Source organism: Alkaliphilus metalliredigens QYMF (assembly GCF_000016985.1).
Taxonomy (GTDB): Bacteria; Bacillota; Clostridia; order Peptostreptococcales; family Natronincolaceae; genus Alkaliphilus_A; species Alkaliphilus_A metalliredigens.
The window spans coordinates 529,737-547,838 of sequence record NC_009633.1; the positions used below are offsets into that span (position 1 = coordinate 529,737).

The 18,102-nt window shown below is 38.3% G+C and carries 14 protein-coding genes and 1 riboswitch; of the genes, 7 read left to right on the forward strand and 7 right to left on the reverse strand.

Translation table 11 applies throughout. The features are described from left to right. Positions 1–6 precede the first annotated feature (6 nt). Entirely contained in the window at positions 7–1,356 is a 1,350-nt protein-coding gene (locus AMET_RS02565; protein WP_011971645.1) for an aspartate aminotransferase family protein, read from the forward strand. Between the two features lie 124 nt (positions 1,357–1,480). On the opposite strand, the gene AMET_RS02570 is transcribed toward AMET_RS02565, so the two are convergent. From AMET_RS02570 to AMET_RS02585, 4 genes are all read right to left on the reverse strand, one after another. After that, positions 1,481–3,622 carry a catalase gene (locus AMET_RS02570; protein WP_011971646.1) on the reverse strand — a complete coding sequence of 714 codons (2,142 nt, stop codon included), beginning with the start codon at positions 3,620–3,622 and terminating at the stop codon, positions 1,481–1,483. Between the two features lie 149 nt (positions 3,623–3,771). Beyond that, the gene (locus tag AMET_RS02575) at positions 3,772–4,887 is read right to left on the reverse strand and encodes a Ger(x)C family spore germination protein (RefSeq protein WP_011971647.1); all 1,116 of its coding nucleotides are present in this window, start codon (positions 4,885–4,887) and stop codon (positions 3,772–3,774) included. Between the two features lie 20 nt (positions 4,888–4,907). After that, a complete protein-coding gene (locus AMET_RS02580; RefSeq protein WP_011971648.1) occupies positions 4,908–6,023 on the reverse strand; it encodes a GerAB/ArcD/ProY family transporter in 1,116 nt (371 codons plus the stop codon). 18 nt (positions 6,024–6,041) lie between these two features. Continuing rightward, the gene (locus AMET_RS02585; RefSeq protein WP_011971649.1) at positions 6,042–7,595 is read right to left on the reverse strand and encodes a spore germination protein; all 1,554 of its coding nucleotides are present in this window, start codon (positions 7,593–7,595) and stop codon (positions 6,042–6,044) included. Between the two features lie 278 nt (positions 7,596–7,873). Between AMET_RS02585 and AMET_RS02590 the strand changes: the two genes are divergently transcribed. Genes AMET_RS02590 through phnE form a run of 3 tightly spaced genes read left to right on the forward strand, consistent with a single transcriptional unit; the run spans position 7,874 to position 11,098 of the window. Continuing rightward, complete coding sequence (locus AMET_RS02590; protein WP_011971650.1) at positions 7,874–8,746, forward strand: phosphate/phosphite/phosphonate ABC transporter substrate-binding protein; 873 nt, start codon at positions 7,874–7,876, stop codon at positions 8,744–8,746. 11 nt (positions 8,747–8,757) lie between these two features. Further along, on the forward strand, positions 8,758–9,504 hold the full coding sequence (gene phnC / locus AMET_RS02595) for a phosphonate ABC transporter ATP-binding protein (protein WP_011971651.1): 747 nt from the start codon (positions 8,758–8,760) through the stop codon (positions 9,502–9,504). A gap of 37 nt (positions 9,505–9,541) precedes the next feature. Beyond that, positions 9,542–11,098, forward strand: coding sequence for a phosphonate ABC transporter, permease protein PhnE (phnE, locus tag AMET_RS02600; protein WP_242661451.1), 1,557 nt, complete (start codon positions 9,542–9,544; stop codon positions 11,096–11,098). A gap of 59 nt (positions 11,099–11,157) precedes the next feature. On the opposite strand, the gene AMET_RS02605 is transcribed toward phnE, so the two are convergent. From AMET_RS02605 to AMET_RS02615, 3 genes are read right to left on the reverse strand one after another with little or no spacing between them, the layout of a single operon-like run. Then, positions 11,158–12,045 (reverse strand): cell division protein FtsX, encoded by an 888-nt coding sequence (locus AMET_RS02605; RefSeq protein ID WP_011971653.1) that lies wholly within the window; start codon positions 12,043–12,045, stop codon positions 11,158–11,160. A gap of 1 nt (position 12,046) precedes the next feature. Further along, complete coding sequence (locus AMET_RS02610; protein WP_011971654.1) at positions 12,047–12,721, reverse strand: cell division ATP-binding protein FtsE; 675 nt, start codon at positions 12,719–12,721, stop codon at positions 12,047–12,049. A gap of 26 nt (positions 12,722–12,747) precedes the next feature. Continuing rightward, positions 12,748–13,869: a coiled-coil domain-containing protein gene (locus AMET_RS02615; protein ID WP_011971655.1), complete on the reverse strand. Its 1,122-nt coding sequence runs from the start codon at positions 13,867–13,869 to the stop codon at positions 12,748–12,750. A gap of 538 nt (positions 13,870–14,407) precedes the next feature. Here AMET_RS02615 and htpG point away from each other — a divergent pair. The 3 genes from htpG to AMET_RS02630 all read left to right on the forward strand — a co-directional run bounded on the left by htpG (position 14,408) and on the right by AMET_RS02630 (position 18,096). Further along, entirely contained in the window at positions 14,408–16,288 is a 1,881-nt protein-coding gene (htpG, locus tag AMET_RS02620; protein WP_011971656.1) for a molecular chaperone HtpG, read from the forward strand. Positions 16,289–16,494: 206 nt separating this feature from the next. Beyond that, positions 16,495–16,676: riboswitch (cobalamin riboswitch) on the forward strand. A 223-nt stretch (positions 16,677–16,899) separates the two neighbouring features. Further along, positions 16,900–17,403 carry a hypothetical protein gene (locus tag AMET_RS02625; RefSeq protein ID WP_041720268.1) on the forward strand — a complete coding sequence of 168 codons (504 nt, stop codon included), beginning with the start codon at positions 16,900–16,902 and terminating at the stop codon, positions 17,401–17,403. A gap of 21 nt (positions 17,404–17,424) precedes the next feature. After that, a complete protein-coding gene (locus AMET_RS02630) occupies positions 17,425–18,096 on the forward strand; it encodes a CbiM family transporter (protein WP_011971658.1) in 672 nt (223 codons plus the stop codon). Positions 18,097–18,102: the final 6 nt, after the last annotated feature.

An 18,102-nucleotide genomic window follows, 5' to 3' on the forward strand; every position in this document is an offset into this window, starting at 1 on the left:
GAGCATATGAATGACATTATAAAAGGCCTTGAAGTGATCCAAAAAGACGATGAATTGATATCCCTTGGGACGAGAATTGCTTTTTATCCACTGGCAATCAAAGAGGCTAAGGGAGCTATATTAATGGATTATGATGGCAATGAGATCATAGACTTTTTATCAGCTGCCTGTGTATCAAATGTTGGGCATAGTCATCCTAGGGTGGTTAATGCAATTATTGAACAAACGAAAAAATTTATTCACTATAACCCGGCTTATGCTGTTCATGAACAAATGGGAAATCTAGCAGAGGAACTGATTCGTATCACACCTGGGGATTTTCCAAAGCGGGTAGCATTCAGTCTTTCCGGTGGTGATGCCAATGACAATGCCATTAAAGTCGCCAGAAGCTATACAAAAAGAACAAAAGTGATTTCATATTTCCGTGCATACCATGGAACAACATATGGTGCATTATCGCTATCGGCGGTTAGTTTACCCATGAGAAGAGATCTAGGACCCTTCGTGCCGGATGTCTATCATATACCCTATCCAGATTGTTATCGATGTAATCGTAAATCACCGGATTCTGGATGTAATATGGATTGCATGGAAAAGTTAAAAGAATTATTTAATACAGTTGTACCGGCGGAGGAAGTGGCTGCAATATTTCTAGAACCATTCCAGGGAGATTCGGGAGTGATAGAGCCACCAGCAGAATATATCGAAGAATTAGTTAAGGTATGCAAAGATAATGGGATTCTTTTGGTGGTGGATGAAGTTCAAAGTGGCTTCGGACGTACTGGCAAATGGTTTGCAAGTGAGCATTATAATTTGGAGCCAGATATTATCGTACTTGGAAAAAGCATTGCATCGGGAATGCCATTGGCAGCCTTAGTGGCACGAAAAGAGATACTTGAGGGCTGGGGAGCACCGGCTGGATCTTATTCAACAGCAGGAAACCCCATATGCTGTGCGGCAGCCCTGGCCACAATAGATATCATTGAAGAAGAAGGACTTGTAAAGAAGGCTGAAGAATTAGGGAACTATACGATTAAACGTTTTGAAGAGATGAAGGAAAAACATCCTTTAATCGGTGATATTCGTGGAAAGGGTCTGATGATAGGAGTCGATCTGGTTAAAGACCGTGGTACAAAAGAGCGGGCAAAGGATGAAACAGCAAAGGTTTCCTATCGATGCTGGGAAAAAGGCTTGTTCATCACATTCTTTAGTGGTAATGTGCTTAGGATTGCCCCACCACTTACCATATCAAAGAAAGAACTTGATAAAGCCCTAGATATTATTGAAGAAGCGTTATGTGATGTTGAAGCAGGAAGGGTCCCTGATGAAATTTTAGAAAGTGTTAAGGGCTGGTAAGAAGATAAGAAATGATAGGAAGCAAACAATAATGTTTAATAGAAATATGGAAAAAACCAGTTCATCTAAATAAAACGATAAACTGGTTTTTTTCATATACTCAATATACATAGAGAGATAGAAACTAAGCAGGGATCATTTGTTTTTTGTTCTGACGACTCCAATGACGATGCTGAGCGATGGCATTGGTGAATTCCTGGCTGAATTGATTGGTGTCTGTCACATTTCGAACTGTGACGACGCCCATTTCTGTAATGAGTTGATCCTGTGTATTGCCACCAGCCATATTGACCCCTTGAATAGCAGAGGCCATCAACAGATCAACGCCTTCATTTGTGGCTCCGATTGCTTTAGCATGCTTAAAGGCTTCGTTGACAAAATGCAATGCATCACCCTGCATCATTAAACTGTTGATGCTTTGTGGACCTCCAGGTACGTAAACCGCATCGTATTTGATAGATGCAGTGGTTGCATAATTTTTACCTACTTCCAACTGCTGGCCATCAACACTTGTCAGCATGCCCAGGTTTTTACTGACAATTTCTGTATGGACGCCGGCGCCATTGAAGGCAGACATTACCTGGGTTACTTCTGGATAATTAAATCCATTTTCTAATAATATGGCAACCTTTCTAGTCCGAGCATCCTTGACGGTATTCTCCTGGCTTACGGCTGGTGAGGTGGCTGTGACGCCATTTCCACCTAGGGCTGCTGGTGAATCTGCCCCCACACCAACTGCAATTTGTGTGGCCAGCTGTCCATCTACATTGTTAAACATGTTCACGACCCGCTGTTTAATTTGTTTATCCATAACGCTTCCCACCTCGAAGTGGAAGGCTTCGATGATATGTTGCTTTTCTGCACTAGACATACTATTCCAGAAAAGGGTTGCTTGTCTATAATGATCTCTAAAGCTCTCACTACGCTCACGAACCTTTTGACCCTCGACCTTCTCTGCATGATGAACATAGCCATGATCAGCTTCGGGAGCTGGATGAGGTGCATCATTTTGGAGGGAGTTTGGTGAATAGCTAACCCGGCCACGGTCTATGGTCATACGATGATAGCCATCCCGCTGATTATTATGTATAGGGGCCATGGGTCGGTTAATGGGGATCTCATGGAAGTTAGGGCCACCCAAACGGATGAGCTGCGTATCTAAGTAGGAAAATAACCTACCCTGTAATAAGGGGTCATTACTAAAATCAATCCCTGGCACCACATGGCCAGGATGGAATGCCACTTGCTCCGTCTCTGCAAAAAAGTTGGCCACATTATTATCCAAGGTCATCTTACCGATTCGTTTAACGGGGATCATTTCCTCAGGCCAAATCTTAGTGGCATCAAGGATATCAAAATCGAAATTGAATTCCTCCTCCTCCTCTACTATTTGTACCCCCAGCTCATATTCTGGATATTCTCCCATGTCAATTGCATCCCATAAATCCCGTCTATGATAATCTGGATCCTTTCCTGCCAGCTTTTGGGCTTCATCCCAAACCAGGGAATGGACACCCAACAAGGGCTTCCAATGGAACTTCACAAACCGTGCCTTGCCCTGTTCATTTACAAATCGAAAGGTATTGACGCCAAAGCCTTCCATCATTCTGAAGCTTCGTGGAATAGCTCGATCTGAGAGTAGCCACATAATCATATGGGCAGTCTCTGGGGTATTGACAACGAAGTCCCAAAAGGTATCGTGGGCGGCAGAAGCCTGTGGAATTTCATTATGAGGCTCTGGCTTAATGGCATGAACTACATCTGGGAATTTAATTGCATCCTGAATAAAGAACACAGGAATGTTATTGGAGACAAGGTCATAATTGCCGTCTTCGGTATAAAACTTAGTGGCAAAACCCCTCACATCCCGGACGGTATCGGCTGAACCCTTAGAACCTACCACTGTTGAAAAACGCACGAATACTGGTGTTTTTTTTGTTGGATCCTGTAGGAATTTAGCCTTAGTAAGTTCGGCCATTGGTTCATAAACTTGAAAGTAGCCATGGACACCAAATCCACGGGCATGGACAACACGCTCTGGAATGCGCTCGTGATCAAAATGAGTCATTTTCTCTCTGAAATGAAAATCCTCCATTAACGTTGGACCCCGGGCACCTGCCTTGAGGGAATCGTCAGTATTAGAGACCCGTCCCCCTTGATTTGTTGTAAGCAATTCATTGTTATGATCTACACGATGCAAATCTAATTTCTCATTTTTACTGTTTTGTTCCATGGTATTTTGAGGCTGTTGTGGTCCTGTATTCATTTTATCCTCCTTCTCCAATTAAATTTGATGTGAATACGTGGAAATATCCAATGTCTTGTGCAATAGTGTGGATGTTTTTATTTATTTTTACATTTATAGTATTTATTAACAGGGGACTTTTTATACTACAATAAAAGGAGTAAGGGTCCTTAAGGACTAATCCCAACAGTTCTAATTCTAACAGAGGGATTAACGTGAATGACAGCCTCTGAAAACTGATGATTCCAATTCTCACCATTAAAAAACTCAGGATGATTGGCTTTCACATATTTTCCATAGCCAACATTATCATTTTGTAATTCATATTGTAATATTTCTACGGTAGACTGCAGATGTTTCTTTACTTCTCCGGCAAGATAATTTTCAGTCTCTTCAATCTTTTCTTCTGTCATGATATGCTCTGATGCTGTGTATTCGCCTAAATTGCCGTTGATTGAAATATCATGATAGATGTATAGTTGTGAGTCAATGAGTTTTGTCTTGATTTTACTCCGTCCCCCCTTAAGGGTAATTGATATAAATTCTCCCTTTTCTGTCCCCTCTGGAATATAGTCAAAAGTATATAGTCCGCCATGGATTTCATCTATTAGAAGCATAAAGGCCTTGCTATCATGTCCCTGAAGGCGATGTATCATCTTGTCGCCCCTAAACAGTGCTACACAGCCTACATTAAGCTCAGTTCTATCGGCACCATAGCAGATAAAGGGCATAGCGGGTTCAATGCCAATGGTATAGTATTGGTTACTGAAATTTCGCAAGGTCGTAATGGGTACTGTTGTGTTTTCATAGTTTTGTTGAATGGAGTCAAAAATAAAAGTACTGACAAAAAGGGCAACAGGAGGTTGTAGTTCAAATAAGTCAGCAGCCCTATCCTTAACAACAGCAAATCGAGTTGTCCCACGAAACAGAGGTTCCCGGAGCATTGAATCAACATGTTGAATAATACCTTGCCTAGCTGCTTCCTCGCCCAAAACAACAATTTTAACATTATCATAGGAGATCGCTCTATAGACCTTTTGCTGTAAATTACTTTTTCCTTTACCAAGAGAAGGGGCCTCTGTGGAGAATTCCGATTTCTGTTCGGGAGCTTCTTCTATGATGGTAGGAAAACCGATGGTAAAGAAATAGTTTTCAGGATTCTCTTCACTCATATCAATACCAAGCCCAAAAACAATTAGTAGCTCCTCTAAGTCTCTAGCATCCCAACAGGCTGACAGAGATGATATCAACAATAATACAATGAGGAGTTTAATTACTTTTTTCATGGGGATTACCCCTCCCTTTATTATCCTGTTCTATTTTCCTTGTTATGTCGATTATCTTTTCCTTTTATCAAATACATAATTAATAATAAAAATGGAAATAAAAACCCAAAAAAGATATTTAGTTGTCCTATTTTTTCTCCCAAGGAAACCACTACTGCTGTGTTTTTAGGATAAAGAGATAATAAAAAAATCACTGGAGATAAAGCATAAACAAAAATATTTGTGGTTTTTGTTTGAAAAATATTTTGTAATAAAATGCCTGCTACTAAATATTGAATGCCAATGGTGGCCAGTACAGTAAAGATCCAAAAAATCGTAAAAAATATCTCTGTCCTTTCAATGATAGGAAAATCGATGGCGGTCAAATAATTAATAGAAGGATATAGCACCACCGCAATTTCGTCAGATCCATACAATGCAATTTGAGACATGACAACAGCAGTGTAAAATATTGTGACAATCATAATGGCGGAAATAGAATACTTCATAATGGGTTTTTGTTTGTTGGAGATATAAGGATAGTAAACCAAAAGGGACTCATAGCCAGCAAAGGCAAAAAAAGAAGGAATAGTACCCTTGAAAATAGAGCTTAAACCAGAACCGCCAATGGGTCTTAGGTTAATGAAGGAGGCTTCTGGTAAGCCTACGAATATCAAAAAGGCAAAGGGAATCAACAAAAATGCAATAGATTCAGTAAATCTTGCTAAAGTAGTAATCCCATTTCGAGTCATATAGACCATTGTGATGACAATCATTAATTTAATGACTGTCATAGGGGTATTGGGCAATAGCCAAGTATAAACCATTTCAGTTAAAAATGTGGTAATGATGGCAGTAACTAATATTGCATAAATGACATAACATAGGGTAACAAAATATCCCAAGGGTTTACTGAGTAGATAGCAATTATATTGAAGGAAATTATGCTGGGGGAACTTGCTAACCGTATAAACAATAATCATCACAACAAAGCTAATGAAGAGTCCATTGATAAAAACTGAAATCCAAGCATCCTGATTTGAGACCTCAGCTACGGATCTAGCGAGACCTAAGATTCCAGTGCCTATCATAATGCTAATCAGAAAGATGGCGGATTGGATAGCAGTTATTTCTCCATTTTTATGTTTTTGATACATGCTCAACCCCTCCTCTCTTTACCATCGACTTCTATTTCCCTTATTAGCTGTTTGTGGTCTTTTTCTAAAACCCCATAGTGTACCTCTAATCAAAGCATCCTTTTTTATATTTGGATCTAAAGGAGCCAAGGGCGAAAGATAGGGATAGCCAAAGGAATCAATACTACATAAATGTATGATAATCCAGGTCCAAGCGATGATAATACCAAAGGCCCCAAAGGTGGCTGCCATTAAAATAATCGGAAATCGTATCATCCGTAGGGGATAGGTGCTGCTGTAATGGGGAAGTACATAGCTTCCCAGAGCAGTAACGGCAACAACAATGATCATAACAGGGCTTACTATATTAGCCTGAATAGCTGCATCTCCTATGACAATGGCCCCAACAATCCCTATGGTCTGTCCAATGGTACCAGGAAGACGGGCACTGGATTCTCTTAAGAGCTCAATGGTTACCTCCATTAATATAGCTTCGATGACTGGGGGAAAGGGAACCTGAGCCCTGGACCTAGAAAGGTCTATGATTAAATCCATGGGGAGCATTTCCTGATGAAAGGAAATGAGGGCCACATAAATAGAGGGTAGTGAAGTCGCGATAAAAAACCCTAAAAAACGTAAAAGTCTTGTGAAATTTCCAAATAAGACTCTTTCATAATAGTCTTCAGGAGATTGAAAAAGCTGAAAAAAGCTTATGGGGAGGATTAAGCTCACAGGGCTCCCATCGACTAAAATAATAATCTTTCCTTCCAATAGATTTCCACAAACCTTATCGGGGCGTTCTGTTATTTGCATTTGAGGAAATGGGGAATAGGGACTCCCTTCTAAATATTGCTCGATGTAGCCGCTCTCAAAAATACCATCTATTTTAATTTCCTTAAGCTTATTCATAATATTAGACAAGGCCTGTTGATTAACGATGTTTTCCATATAACAAACACAAACAATTGTATGGCTTTCGCTTCCAATGATTAATTGTTTGACCTTTAATGAGGGACTTTTAATTTTTTTTCGAATGAGGCCTATATTCACATGAACATTTTCAATGAAGCTATCCCTTGGACCTCTGATAACACTTTCAACATCGGATTCTTCTATGCTTCTGATCTCTCCCCCCTGGGTCCGTAGTAGCAGTCCATCGACATCATGGTCCATGAGTAACAGGGTATCTCCCGATAGAATCCCCTCCATAGCGTACTTCATATTATTTATCCTTTGTATATCATGGGTATTAATGATTTCTTCAATTGTGTTTATATTGATTTTTTCATCCCTGGATTGTACATTATTACTTGCATCATAAGAGTTGAGTGGTTTAATTATGTTTTGATTAATATCCTTTAAATCCACTAAATTATTTAAATAGATTAATAACACTTCGATGGTTTTTTCGTGGTCCTGTAATTTCACTGTTCGGTATGTGAGATCATCACAGTTTTCAAATGCTTTTTCTAAATTTTCTCTATTGATATTCACACTTTTTGAAATGTGAAGGGGGATATGTACTTCATCACTGATTTTGATTTCTGTTTTGCTCTCTTTTTTATTTTTAAAAAAACGATTTAGAAAGTTCAATCAAAAAACCTCCATAATAATACAAGTATTTTTAGTATGTTTAATATGGATTGATTTATGCGTAAGCACGCTGTAAAATTTCGAATAAATAAAAACTCCGGTGCCTACTTAGAAAATATAAGGGATAGGGCTTGTCTTTAATAATGCATCGATACAATTCTAATTAAAAGCTTCGACAGGGGTACAATTTTAGAAATTGTACTGAAAGTGTATTGAAAAAAGATTGAAATTAGTGTAAAATATGAGTAAGGATATAACTATTTAGGGGGACTTGAGAAATGAATAAAAAGTTGATGATTATTTTAATGATTGTGTTGATCAGTGCAGTAGCTGGATGTACCAGTGCAAAGGAGGAAACCATCAGAATGGGCTTTGTACCCATGATGGATGGAGATAAATTAATTGAATCCGTTGAGCCATTAGCTGAAATGCTATCAGAGGAAATTGGCGTAAAAGTAGAAGCTTTTACAGCCACAAACTATGTTGGCGTAGTAGAAGGTTTAGGGTCAGGACAGGTGGATTTCGGGTTTATTCCTCCATTTGCATATGTTTTGGCTAATAGTGAAAGCAATGCCCAAGTTGTATTGACAGCTTTAAATAGTAGTGGAGAAAGTAGTTATCGGTCACAATTTTTAGTGAGAAGTGATTCAGATATTAACGATTTTCAAGACATTCATAATAAGACGGTGGCTTTCGTAGATCCGTCGTCCACATCGGGGTACTTATTTCCAGGAGCTCACTTAATGGCAGAGGGTGTAGAGCTGGAACAGGATATTGAATACATTTATAGCGGTGGACATGATAAGGCCTTACAGCTTCTTTTAAATGGTGATGTCGATGTGGCCACTACATTTGTTGATGTGAGACAGAGATATGAAAAGGATTTTCCTAATGCCATGGAACAAACAAGGGTATTAGGATATACAAATGATATACCTAACATCAGTGTAACGGTAAAGGGAAGCATGGATGCTGACATGCAAGAGAAAATAAAAAATGCGTTATTGACAATAGCAGAAGATGAAGAAGGCTCAGCACTTTTAAAAGAGTTGTTTAATATGTATGGGTTTGTAGAAGCAACAGATGAAGATTATAATATTATCAGAGAAACTGCAAAATCAATGAATGTTGACTTACAAGAGGCCAACTAGGAGCTGAGGAAATGATAAAGCTAGAAAATGTATCTGTCTTATATAATAAAAAAAATCTAGCCGTGGATGACATTAGCTTAGACGTTGAAAGAGGCCAGTTTGTTGGGGTGATAGGCTTGAGTGGAAGCGGAAAGTCAAGCCTATTAAAAACAGTGAATTTACTTGTTAGGCCCTCAAAGGGAAATGTATACATTCAAGGTACAGATATAGGTTTATTAAGGAATGATAAGCTGAGGGATATCAGGAGAGAAATAGGTTTTGTGTTCCAAGATTTTAATCTTGTGGAAAGATCATCTGTATTGGAAAATGTTTTGGTAGGAAGGCTAGGTTACAAGTCTTCCTTAAAATCCTTCTTTGGATTATTTGATGATACAGATTATGAAATAGCGGTAGATGCATTGGAACAGATTGGACTTAAAGACAAAATGTTTGCCAGGACAGATCAATTAAGTGGAGGACAGAAGCAAAGGGTTGCCATTGCCAAAACCCTATGTCAAAAGCCTAAAATTATTTTGGCCGATGAACCCGTATCTAGTCTGGACTTATCATCGGCTCAAGTTGTGATGGACTATTTTAAGCAGATCAATGAAAAAAGCCAGATAACAATTATGATCAACCTTCATGATGTTAACTTAGCAAAAAAATATTGTTCAAGAATCGTAGCATTGAAGGATGGAAAAATTTTTTTTGATAAAGAAGTAGGTGAAATAGATGATAGAGAGCTACAAGAGTTATATGAGAAAAACCAGCAGGTATAAGAAGCATATCAGTAAAACCAACAAGTACAAAGAATATATGAGTCATAAAAGGAAAAAAATATACATTTTTTTAGGACTTGCAATATTCGCCCTTACTTTTTTTTGCGTGATGATAGATTTTAGTTTCCTTAGAATCTATCAAGGGATCCCTAGCATGTATAATCTAGTAGAAAGAATGCTGTCTCCTAATTTGTCCTATACACAGGAGGTTTTTTCCAAGCTTCTAGAAACAATAGAAATTGCAGTGACTTCATCTTTTGTAGGGGTTTTATTAGCCATGCCCTTTGCACTATTGACAGCAGGTAATATAACCCCGAGTAGGCATGTAGCCATGATTTTAAATCGCTTTTTCGCTTTTTTACGAACCATTCCAAATCTCATTTGGGCAGCCCTTTTAGTTAGTGTTTTCAGTATCGGTCAATTTTCAGGAATAGTGGCCCTTACAATCACAGGTTTTTTAATAGCCCTAAAGCTTTTTAGAGAAAATATAGAGACCATTAATGAAAATCTCTTAAATTCAACAAAATCTGTAGGTGCAAATCAAATTCAAGTTCTTAGATACTGTGTATTACCGACTATTTTGGAGTTGGCAGCATCGGTTTTCTTTATGGTGCTTGAAATAAACATAAGAAGTGCCACTGTCCTTGGGCTAGTGGGAGCAGGTGGAATCGGGCAGATCATGTGGCGGGACTTGAACCATTTGAGGTACGATAATCTAGCTACACTGGTTTTAATTTTACTGCTAACAATTGGTACAATTGATGCTTTGAGTTTCATTGTAAGACGTTATATAAAAAGATCATTTATCCTTCATCAATCAATTGAATCCTATAAAAGGGCTCCACAAAAAAGAATATTACAATTAATCCTCCTATCCATAGTACTGGGATTTTGGATTATGAACGCCATAGATATTAACTACGCAAGACTAATCATGGGATTAGAACAAGGCTATTTGATGATCAGTAGAATGATCAGGTTTGAATGGGCCTATGTACCAAGATTACTTGAAGGAATTAGGGAAAGCTTCTTTATCGCTATTTTTGCCACCATGACAGGGGCCATAGGTGCATTGTTCTTATCCTTTTTTACTGCATATAACACGGCACCCTTGAAGGTCACATCCTTCTTGACGAAAGGAATGGTCAATCTTTTAAGGACCTTTCCTCCAATCGTAACTGCAATTATCTTTTTTCGCGGGGTGGGACCTGGACCCTTGGCAGGTGCCATGGCTTTGAGTATTTATACAACCGGTGTTCTGACAAAGCTATATAGCGAAGTCATTGAGAATTCCCATGAAAATATTAAAAATAGTATATTGGTTACTGGATCTACCAATTTAAATGCCTTTAGATACGGGATTTTACCTGAGACCCTACCTGCTTTTATAAGTTTGGTTTTATATAGATTAGAGTCGAATATCAGAACTTCAACTATACTGGGAATCATAGGAGCAGGGGGAATCGGTACGATTCTATCTATGAATATCACTTGGAGAAACTGGGAGCGGGTGGGGCTCCTGATTTTAGGTATTTCCATTATGATTATGTCAATAGATGTACTAAGTTATTATTTAAGAAAAAGGCTTGTCTGATTAATAGCTAAAAAGGAACAGTGCTTTATCTTGGACTTATTGTTGAAAACCTCACTTTTCTAATGATTTTTTGAGGAAGAGAGCCCCAATAGACTACCCATAAGTCCCAGGCTTGCGCTGAGGCTCATGATCAATATAACTAGATTTGACATCAGTATGTCCCGTGGCGGGAGGGGGATAAAGGGAAGGGGACCGGACATCTGGGCATACACTTGCTTTAATGCGGCTGCTGACATCATACTTGCCAATAGGCCTCCTCCTAATGTTAATAACAGTCCTCCCAGTAAGAAGGGTAGGGCAATAAAAAGCTCTGGGGCCCCTAATAGTCTCAGGGTATTAATTTGATCTCTGTTACTATAGATCCCCTGTCGGATAATATGGGAGATAATGACCAGGGTGGAAATACCCACAGCAGCCACCACCAAATATCCTAAAATGCTTAATATGCTTGCAAGACTGCTCAATCGATCTAAAACTTCTCGGTTATCCCTCACATGGGAAACCTCTGGGATCTGATTCAATTCTCCAAGAACTGGATCAATTTCTTCAAGATAGATTTTTGCTTCGATGAAAGGACTGAAGGGATTATCATCAAAGAATGATAGAACCTCGGCCTCTTGTCCAAGGATTGACTCCATTCGGTCATAGGCTTCCGAGGCATCAACGATCCGTGCCTCTCGGACCCCATTAATACCTTGTATCATTTCAACCAGCTGCAGGCTATTGTCAGAATTCATACTTTCATCAAAATAAATATTGATTTCTGATTCTCCTTGGATGACTTCCATGACTTCAGTGCTGATCCACCATCCAGAAATCACCATGGAAAGGATAAAGAAAATAAGACCTGTACTAAAAAGAGAAAAAACATTGGATAGGAGATCTAAGCGGATGATGGTTTTTGCTTCTTTAAAAAAATAACCCGTATTATATAGAATGTTTTTCATGCTACGTTGCCCCCATTCTTTCACCGCAAATACCGCCGGCTTCCATCTGAATAAATTTCCCATCATCGATCTCCTCAATCAAATGGGTTGCATGGGTGGTAATCACCACCGCCGTTTTTTCATCTCTAAAGGAATTTAAAAGCGATAGTATGTTCAATGCATTATCCTTATCTAAATTGCCCGTAGGTTCATCTGCCAAAATTAATGCTGGCTTTCTGGCCACGGCTCGGGCAATGGCCACCCGTTGCCCTTCGCCCCAGGACAGGTTTTCCACCGGTGCAAATTTTTTGTGCTCTAGACCTACCTTGACTAGGGCATCATGGGCATCTTTCTTTATCTGATGATGAGGTAGACCTAGGAACCGCATGCCCAGCATGACATTTTCCATGGCTGTTCTTCCTTTTATCAGCCTGAATTCTTGGAAAACTGGGCCCAGTACCATCCGTAGACGCCTGATGTTGGTAGCTTCCTCCTTAGACATGGGTTGCTCTAACACCCTTAGGGAGCCTCCTGTGGGATACTCAATTCCTAGTAAAAGCTTCAAAAGACTGGTTTTACCTGAGCCACTGGGGCCAGTGATATAAAGGATCTCTCCTGGTTGAACTTGTAAATCAATGTTATGTAAAGCCATGGTACCGTCGGGGTATGTTAAATAGACTCCCTTTGCTTCAATCATGATTTAGCCACCTTCCTGATGGTAGACTAGAATAATCTGAGTCTACTGAGTAATTCTAAGGATCCTTCTTGGACTTCTACAGAACGTAGGGTATTACCGAAAAGCAAGGGTTTGAGGTTGAGTACCAGAGCACCCTCCTTAAATAATTCCTTTACGGCGCTGGAGGTTAATAAAATCCCGTAAAAGCTGCCTTCCTCTGCAACGAATTTTAATGTGTGTCCATTTTCAATCACAAATGTTCCTGTGAGTACCAAATGCTGATTAGGCATTTTTAACTGAACCATTCCAGGATGAAAGTTAAATCGCAGCTCCTCAACATCTAAGTACTCCGAGATCAGGGCATTAATCACATCCTCATCGATGGTTCCTTTAATCCCTAAGGAGGTAAAGGATATTTCCATGGCATCAGTGGGGAGGTTTCCTTCTCCAATAATACGGGAGAATTCTTTGGTGGAGGCTGAAAATATGAGCTTAAGCTCATCCCATACACTCTGGATGTTAGATAAGTGCTCTTGGTAATATTCTCTTTGATCCTCTAAGGATGCTAAGTACGCCTCCTGTTCTACTTGTAGTTGTAAGTTTCTTGCTATGGATTGCTGAAGCTCTTGTTGTTTTGCTTCCACTAGCATGGCTTTTTCAGTTAACTTAGATTTTTCAATGGAGAGCTTCTCCTTACTTTCGGCTAACTCGTCTAAAAGTGCTCCGGTGTTACGGGTCAAATCCCGCAGTGTGTTGAGCCTTCTTAGTAAAGCGGAAAGGCTATCTGAGGATAAAACGATCTCCAGGTAGGAGCCTGGACCTCTTCTTTGATAGCTCTTTAGGACATGCTTTAAGACATCTCGTCTTTCTTCATAGGCCAACTCTTCATTACGGGTTAGGTTCTCTAAAACCTTTAACTCCCCTTCAATGACTGATAGATCTAGGAGGAGCTCCGTTTCTTCATTTTCCATTTCTTCTATTTCCTGTACCAGTATAAATAGGTTTTCAATGATTTGTCTTTCTTCTTGGGAAATGCCAGTCAAATTTTCTTGGATTTCAGAAAAAGGGTCCGCTTGTTCTGTGGCCATACTTAAAGGTAAAAACAGCAAAGTAAATAGTATGGCAAAACTAAAACTCATGATTACTCTTGTCTTTTTTGTTTTGAACATGAAGATTACCCCTCTCTTGAACCAAATCAGTAAATCCTTATGATTTTTCCATTATAAACTAATTCTACCAGAATATTTTATATACGACTACTTTTATATTGGATGTCTTTGTTAGGATGAAAATTTAGGGGGAAAGTACCCATTGAATTAAGTGTTATTTTACCCTACCATTCTCATTTAGCCCTATAGAGATACGATATTTTGTGGTGCACCTAAAGTTAACCACAGGATAATGTGGATAAGGGCATAATACTGTTGATAAGTAAAAATGGTTATCAATAGTTATCAACAGTATATAAATGATGTTAAACAATCTCATGATTCCCTTAGATTTATCTCTGGGGCACTGTCATATTTGCTATTTAAGCAGGGCAAATGGAAATATGTAAAAATAGCAGGGGGCAGCGCCTAAAATGATAAAAGCCCTTGACAAATCCAGTATATTTGATAGATTATAATTAGCACTCTATTCAATAGAGTGCTAATTAAGTTGATTATGGTAGTATCAGACGAATTTTAATAGGAGGAGAAAAATACAATGATAAAAAAAGAATTTAAAGCAGAATCGAAGCGATTACTAGATTTAATGATCAATTCAATTTATACCCATAAGGAAATATTTTTAAGAGAACTGATTTCCAACTCTAGTGATGCAATTGATAAGATATATTATAAAGCATTGACGGATGAAAGCATGATCTTCAACAAAGAGGATTACTACATAAAAATCACGACGGACAAAGAGAATAAGATGCTGATAATATCTGACATGGGAATTGGAATGACAAAGGAAGAGCTGGAGGAAAATCTAGGTGTTATTGCACAGAGTGGTTCCTTTACATTTAAAAAAGAGAATGAAATAAAGGATGGCTTTGATATCATTGGACAGTTTGGGGTAGGTTTTTACTCTGCATTCATGGTTGCGGATTCAGTGACGGTGATTAGTAAAGCATTAGGAAGTGACCAAGGGTATAAATGGGAATCAATAGGTGCAGAGGGATATACAATTGAGCCCTATGAAAAAGAAAGTGTTGGAACAGAAATCATCCTAAAACTCAAAGAAAATACAGAAGATGAAAAATATGAGGATTACCTAGAGGCGTATCGGTTAAAAACCATCATCAAGAAATATTCAGACTTTATCAGATACCCAATTAAGATGGATATTGAGACAAGCAAGCCCAAAGAAGGGGCAGAAGGTGAATATGAAGAAATAGTAGAAGAGCAAGTTGTCAACAGCATGGTGCCAATGTGGCGAAGAAATAAAAATGAGCTAACAAAGGAAGATTATGATCTTTTTTATTCTGAAAAGCACTACGGTTTTGATAAGCCACTAAAGCATATCCATATTAGTGCAGACGGAGCAGTCAGGTACAATGCAATTTTGTTTATACCTGAAAAAATACCCTATGATTTCTACACAAAGGAATATGAAAAGGGATTAGAGCTCTATTCCAGTGGGGTACTCATCATGAACAAGTGCTCAGACTTGCTTCCTGATTATTTCAGCTTTGTAAAGGGAATGGTTGACTCTGAGGACCTATCACTGAACATTTCAAGGGAAATGCTTCAACATGATCGTCAGCTGAAAATCATTGCTAAAAAAATTAAAGAAAAAATTAAAAGTGAATTAGAATTACTGCTGAAAAATGAGAGAGAACGTTATGAAGAATTCTACGATAGCTTTGGTAGACAGATCAAATATGGGGTTTACAGTGATTTTGGACAAAATAAAGAAACACTGAAGGACTTGTTACTATTTTACTCTTCCAAGGAAAAGAAAATGGTCACTTTAGATGAGTATGTAGGTAGAATGAAGGAGGACCAAAAGTACATTTACTATGCTTCGGGAGATTCTATTGAAAAAATTGATAAAATGCCTCAAACAGAGCTCTTGGCAGAGCAGGGCTACGAAATTTTATACTTTGCTGATGACGTAGATGAATTTGCTATTCGCGTGCTGGTAGATTATAAAGAGAAAGAATTTAAGTCTGTATCTAGTGGAGACTTAGGGATTGAAGAGAAGGATGAAAAAGAGGAGCAAGAAGAGCAAACACAAGGTAGTAAAGAAGTGTTCGCATTTATGAAAGAAGCATTATCTCAGAAAGTCAAGGATGTTAGACCCTCTAAGAGATTAAAAAACCATCCAGTATGTCTTGCAACCGATGGGGATGTGACCATCGAGATGGAAAAAATATTAAGTGCAATGCCAAATAATCAAGAAATAAAGGCCGAAAGAGTTTTAGAGATTAACATCAATCATGATGTATTTAAAACCCTAAAGGAAGCCTTTGACAATGATCAGGAAAAGCTAAAGATCTATACAAATGTACTATACAATCAAGCATTGCTGATTGAAGGACTGACAATTAACGATCCTGTAGAATTTACAAACGATATATGTAAGTTAATGTCATAGTTAAAGTTTCTTAAGCTAAGAACAAGACATGTAAATAGTGAGTAGAAACCCTCTGGAGAATGATTGGTATTCAGAGGGTTTGCTATGGGCGGAAGCTGTCACCTTGTCTGACACAAAATAGCCTCATCATCTTTGACCAGTTATTTTCTGTCCCATGGCTAAAACAGTTGATTTATTATTTTTCCAATGTTATACTTAAGTCGAATTGAATATTGTGTTAGACAAGCTTTCATTTAAAAATGAAATGGGAAGTTTGGTGAAAATCCAACGCGGTCCCGCCACTGTAATGGGGAGTCTTTTTATTAAGTATACCACTGGATAATATCTGGGAAGGTGTAAAAAGATGATGAACCTAAGCCAGGATACCTACTTGTTTAATTTGACGTTTTTCAAACCCACGGTGCATGGGTTTGGAGGCTTTTGATTTTATGCTTTTATATCTAGGAATTGCTCTCTATGATTTATATTCTTCTTCCTAAATGTACAGTATAGAGACAAAGTATATAGCCTTTTATTGCCTGCACATACATAGTAAGTGTGGGCTTTTATTTATAAAAATGTCCAGTTACACAATATTCACAATATATTATCACAAAAGGAGTAGATGTGTTGTGAAGAAAAAACTAAGTATTTTATTTGGTGTTGCGTTATTAATGTTAGTTTTGGTGGCTTGTGGAAGTAATGAGGAGGAGGTGAATACTGCTGAGGATGATGGACACGAAATTCCTTATGAATGGAGCGGTGTTTATACCTTTGAAGAAGATACTTATACTTTGAAGTTCAACAAAAATGAAGGAGATGAGAGCTGTATGATAGCCTTTATCTCAAAAGAGAGTGGTATAACAGACATAGAACACCATGCCATTCATATCATGGAGGCTGACATGGAAGACATTGCAGCGGATTCTCATTTTGTTGCAAAAGATGAATATGGCTATAACTTGATTTTAAATCCTGATACAAGCAATTTTACCATTGATATGGAGAAGTCAGGAGAATACTTTTTATTTGTAGAACATTTTCCAGAAGAATTTGACTTACAAGTACTAGATTCCAGTGGAAATGAACTTATGGCAAAAGATATGGTTGAATATGAGGGTGATCATCAGCATTAAGGATGTTATTTTGTACTTTGGATGCTTGCCCGGGCATCCAAGGTGATTTTAAAAGGTATATTTGAACTGGAGGTGATTCAAGTGCATTTGTCAGATGGTGTTTTGAATCTTCCTATGGCTGTAACGACTTCAATCGCAGCCGGGGGAGTTATGATTTATGCGATTAAAGGGATAAAAGAAGAAGAAATACCTAAAATCAGTTTGATGACGGCGGCTTTCTTTACCTTTGCATTAATAAGTATTCCTATAGGACCAAGTAGTGTACATCCTTTATTAGCAGGGTTGCTGGGTATTATGCTGGGTAGGCGTAGTCCTATTGCTATTTTTATTGGATTACTGCTACAGGCCATCATTTTTCAGCATGGAGGACTTACCACTTTGGGAGTCAATACATTGCTTGTTGCTTTACCAGCTTTGGCTTCCTACAAACTATATTCGAAATTAACATGTAACAAAAAATCACCTGCCATATGGGCTGGTTTTATAGGGGGATTTGCTGTTTTCACCTGTGTTTCCTTACTGATATTGGTTCTTTTTATGACAGATAGTCGGTATAGTGAAGGTTTTTTTTCTGTTGTTAATGTCTTGGCAGTAGGCTATCTTCCATTAATTGCAATGGAGGCAATTCTTACTGGATTTATTATTTCATTTATATACCGGATTCGTCCTCATATTTTAGAAACAACATCTTAAATAAAT

Coding starts and splice junctions, on each gene's coding strand:
- AMET_RS02565 (WP_011971645.1), top strand. CDS start 7: ATGAATGACATTATAAAAGGCCTTGAAGTGATCCAAAAAGACGATGAA.
- AMET_RS02570 (WP_011971646.1), bottom strand. CDS start 3,622: ATGAATACAGGACCACAACAGCCTCAAAATACCATGGAACAAAACAGT.
- AMET_RS02575 (WP_011971647.1), bottom strand. CDS start 4,887: ATGAAAAAAGTAATTAAACTCCTCATTGTATTATTGTTGATATCATCT.
- AMET_RS02580 (WP_011971648.1), bottom strand. CDS start 6,023: ATGTATCAAAAACATAAAAATGGAGAAATAACTGCTATCCAATCCGCC.
- AMET_RS02590 (WP_011971650.1), top strand. CDS start 7,874: ATGAATAAAAAGTTGATGATTATTTTAATGATTGTGTTGATCAGTGCA.
- phnC (WP_011971651.1), top strand. CDS start 8,758: ATGATAAAGCTAGAAAATGTATCTGTCTTATATAATAAAAAAAATCTA.
- phnE (WP_242661451.1), top strand. CDS start 9,542: ATGAGTCATAAAAGGAAAAAAATATACATTTTTTTAGGACTTGCAATA.
- AMET_RS02605 (WP_011971653.1), bottom strand. CDS start 12,045: ATGAAAAACATTCTATATAATACGGGTTATTTTTTTAAAGAAGCAAAA.
- AMET_RS02610 (WP_011971654.1), bottom strand. CDS start 12,721: ATGATTGAAGCAAAGGGAGTCTATTTAACATACCCCGACGGTACCATG.
- AMET_RS02615 (WP_011971655.1), bottom strand. CDS start 13,869: ATGTTCAAAACAAAAAAGACAAGAGTAATCATGAGTTTTAGTTTTGCC.
- htpG (WP_011971656.1), top strand. CDS start 14,408: ATGATAAAAAAAGAATTTAAAGCAGAATCGAAGCGATTACTAGATTTA.
- AMET_RS02630 (WP_011971658.1), top strand. CDS start 17,425: ATGCTTGCCCGGGCATCCAAGGTGATTTTAAAAGGTATATTTGAACTG.